The organism is Microbacterium umsixpiens, assembly GCF_053543675.1.
Genome location: NZ_JBLVOH010000023.1, coordinates 68,992 through 73,302, shown reverse-complemented (window position 1 = coordinate 73,302; position 4,311 = coordinate 68,992). Strand labels below are relative to the sequence as shown.

The 4,311-nt window shown below is 67.7% G+C and carries 2 protein-coding genes; both read left to right on the top strand.

From position 1 onward, the window contains the following. Positions 1-1,182, top strand: a 1,182-nt coding sequence (locus ACNPM4_RS02435) for an MFS transporter (protein ID WP_448984570.1), incomplete at its 5' end; no start/stop codon positions are given. Positions 1,183-1,330: 148 nt separating this feature from the next. Continuing rightward, positions 1,331-4,311: DUF7927 domain-containing protein (locus tag ACNPM4_RS02430; protein ID WP_448984569.1), on the top strand; the 2,981-nt coding region annotated here is incomplete at its 3' end.

Here is a 4,311-nt window from a genome sequence, read left to right as displayed (position 1 = left end):
GGTCGCCGACGGGTTCTCGTCGGGATGCTCGTCGTGATGGCGGTCGGCTGCGTCGTCGCGGCGCTCGCCACCAACGTCCCGATGCTCTTCATCGGCCGTCTCATTCAGGGAGTCTCGGGCCCGGTCGTTCCGCTGTGCCTGATCATGCTGCGCGCGGCCGTCGCGGATCCGAAGGTCTACGGCACCCTGCTCGGCGTCGTGACCGCGGTCAACGGAGGGATCGCCGGGGGCGACGCTCTGCTCGGCGGGTATCTGGCGACCAACCACGGCTTCGCCTCGATCTTCTGGACCATGGGCGGTGTCGCCGTCGGTGCGGCTCTCGTCGTGCGCTTCCTCGCCCCCGAGACGATGGCCGAAGACCGTCCGCGGATGGACTGGTGGGGCTCGCTGCTGCTGGTCGTCTCCGTCGGCTCGATGCTCGTCGCCCTGAACGAGCTCGGGAAGCTCGCGGCGGCGGACCTGATCCTCGTGATCGTCCTCGCGGTGGTCGCCGTCGTCTCGTTCGTCTCCTTCTGGAAGCTCGAGGGCAGGCTCGATCATCCGCTCGTCTCGATCCCCCAGCTGAAGCAGCGCGCCACCTGGGCGTTGAGCGCCACCTCACTCCTCACCCTCTCCGGGATCTTCGCGATCATGAACGGCGTGGTGCCGGCCCTCGCGCAGGACTCCGCGATGAACCTCGGGATGAGTGCGGAGGAGGTCTCGCTGTGGATCCTCATGCCCTACGCCCTCGCCGGCCTGCTGATGGGTCCGCTCAGCGGAAGACTCGCCGCCACGGTCGGGTACCGGACGATGCTGCGGATCGGCCTCGGCGGCACCATCGTGGTGCTCGGGCTCATGGTCGCCAACGTCGAGACCGCCTCCCGTCTCGTGCTCCTGCTGCTCTCCGTCGCCGTCGGCATCACCTACGCGGGAATCGGCAACATCATGCTCAACGGTCTGGGTGTCGTGCTCTCACCGAAGGAGCGCCCCGGGTCGCTTCCCGGGTTGAACACCGGTGCCATCAACCTCGGCGCCGGCCTGAGCTTCGTCGTCATCTACGCCGCCCAGACCTCGTTCGCCTCGGAGTCGGCGGGAGCGGGAGCGGGATACGTCGCCGCACTGGTCACCGGAGCCGTCGTGCTCGTCGGCGCTCTGGTCTTCTCGATGTTCATCCCGAGGCCCGTGCACGCCGAGCTGACGTGAGGCATCAGCCGGGGTGATTTTTCCCGGATCAGGTGCGGAAAAGGGGTGGGCGTGGTTGAATGTGCCCAGCCTCTCGGGGGAGGGAGCGGGTCCATAGGGGCGCGCCCCGCGAGTCCGCACGGACCTCGCCCGACACGAAGAGGTTCTGATGACCGACAAGTCCCGCAGCAGGCGCGCCCGGCAGAACCCGCACTCTCTGAGGAGCCGCTTCACGGCCGCGGCCGTCGCCCTCACCGTCGGTGTGCTCGGGGCGCTGAGTCCCCTGGCCGCTGCGCCAGCGCAGGCCGAGTCGAACGCGCCGAACACGGTGCTCATCGGCGAGAACATCTTCTATGTGTACGCCGCCGCCGGCGACGTCGTCACAGCGGAGTTCATCGTCAATGAACTCAATCCGACGCAGGGACAGACGTTCAGCCTGACCGATCCCTCGGGCGCCGTGCGCTGGACGTGCGACCTTCCTCCGGCCACTGCTGCGGAAACCACCTGCACCGTCCCGGCCGGCATGACCGGTCCCGACGGGGTGTGGCTCCTCGAGACGGACGGAATCGGGGCGGAGACACCGAACTGGCCGGCGGGTTCAGGAAACGACACGCGATGGGATATCACCGTGCTCTCCGGCGGCGCACCGATCGAAGGTCGAGTGTGGTCGAAGCAGTACCGCGCCTACAGCTCGTTCACTCCGGGATCGGGCACAGCCTTCCCCAACTCCGACCTCAGCTTCTGGGTCGTGTCGGAGAACGGCTCGCAGTACACCGTGGAGATGCCGGTGTTCAACGGTGGCGGCTGGAGCTTCAGCAGCGATGCGTTCGGGAACGTCATCGACCCCGCGCTCTGCACCCCGGCCTACCGATCGCTCGCGCAGACGAGTAACTCGCCCGAGCATCAGGGCCCCGGGCCGGAGTGCGGACCCGGGTACAACCTCTTCTTCGAAGCACCGTCAGCCGACCTTCCGGATTTCGCTTCGTCGGCCGATGGCGACGAGTTCGTCAATCCGGACTACGTCACGCCGAGCTTCGACGACACCACGTACACGCGAACCAACGCCCTTTCGCACGCCGGAGCGCTCTCTTACGACCTGAACAACTTCACGGGCAACTACGTCGTACGGGTCGACGTCGACGGCAACGGGTCGTACACGGACCCTCTGGATGTCACGCTCCCCCAATCGGGAACGGACGGCGCCGTGAGCGCTCCGTGGGACGGCCGGGACTCCGCTGGAACGCTCGTCGATGTCTGTACGACGGTGAACCTCGAGGTCGCCATCGAGAAGACGGACGAGATCCACTTCGTGCTCGGTGACGTCGAAGTTCTGCCCGGCGGCATTCGCATCACGCAGATCGTCGGGTCGAGCGCCGGAAACGACACCATCTATTGGGACGACACCGAGGTTCCGTTGTCGGGTGTGGGCCCCAAGTCCACGACGAGCACTCCGGTCGTCAATCTCGCCGGTCTCAGCAGCGCCGGCTTCATCCACGGGTGGGCATCCACCGGCACGAACCAGTGGGGGAACTTCGCGGCCATCGACAATTGGGCCTACGGTGACATCGACGTCAGCGCGCAGGCGTCTTCGCCCGGAAACTGCCTCACCTTGACGAAGACCTCCGACGCGACCGTCGACACCCGCCCGGGTGATGATGTGGAGTACACCGTCACCGCGACCAACACGGGTGAGGAACCGTACACCGCGGCGAACCCGGCGGTCGTCACCGATGACCTCACCGCCGTCCTCGACGACGCCACCTACAACGGTGACGCCACCGCGACGATGCCGGGGACCATCGCCTACGCGGCCCCCGATCTGACCTGGACCGGCCCGCTCGCGGTGGGTCAGAGCATGACGCTCACCTACACGGCGACGGTCGCAGCCGGAGGAGACGGCATCGCCCGGAACGTGGTGTTCAGCGGCACGCCGGATACCCCGACCCCGGCGTGCAACCCCCCGAACGGCGACGGGGTCGACCCCACCACCGGGATCGCCTGTGCCGAGGCGGAGTTCCTGCTGCCGAAGCTGTCGGTCACCAAGGCTGCCGACACGACCGAGCTCCCTGCGGACGGCGGCGTGGTCGAATACACGATCACGGCCACGAACACGGGGCCCGGCGCCTACACGGCCGCCGAGCCCGCCCGCGTGACCGACGACCTCAGCGCCGTTCTCGACGACGCGACCTTCGGAGGGATCACCTCGCCGACCGACGGCTCCGCGGAGCTCGTGGGAGAGGAGCTGACCTGGGTCGGCCCGCTCGCCTCCGGCGAGAGTGTCACCATCACGTACACGGCGACGTACGACTCCGCCGCGGGCGACAACATCCTCTACAACCTCGTCTGCGTCCCGACGGACGAGACGACAGCAGGACAGGACGACTGCGCGAGCGTGCGCATCCCGGCGGCAGAACTCGTGATCGACAAGACGGTGGACCCCGAGTCGGGCACCGCGGTCGACGCGGGGCAGGTGGTGACGTACACCCTGTCGTTCGAGAGCGTCGGTGAGGCCGCGGCGGCGGTGGACAAGGTCGACGACCTGTCCGACGTGCTCGACGACGCGGAGCTGGTGGCGGGGTCGATCACGACGTCGAACCCGGGGCTGACGGCGGAACTCCAGGGCACCGACCTGATCGTCACGGGCTCCGTCGCGGTCGGGGAGACGTACACCGTCTCGTATTCGGTGACGGTGGATGCGTTCGCGGACCAGGAGAACCACGTTCTGGCGAACATCGTGCAGAACCCGGACGGGTCCTGTGATGTGGAGGGCTGTCCGGAGACGGAGAACCCGATCCGCCATTTCGTCGTCGAGAAGGACGCGGACGCGACCACGGGCGTGGCCAGCGGTGATGTGGTGACCTACACGGTCACCGTGACGAACGATGGCGAGGGTGCCTACACGGCGACCGAGCCGGCCGGGTTCACGGATGATCTCACCGATGTGATCGACGATGCGTCCTACAACGGTGATGCGGCCGCGGTGGCGTCGGACGGATCGACGGTGCCGGCTCCGACGGTGGCCGGTGCGGTTCTCGCCTGGTCCGGACCGCTTGCGGCCGGCGAGTCGGTGTCGATCACCTATTCGGTGACGGTGACGAACGCCGGCGACGCCGATCTGGTGAACACGGCGACGCCCGGGTGCGCACCCGG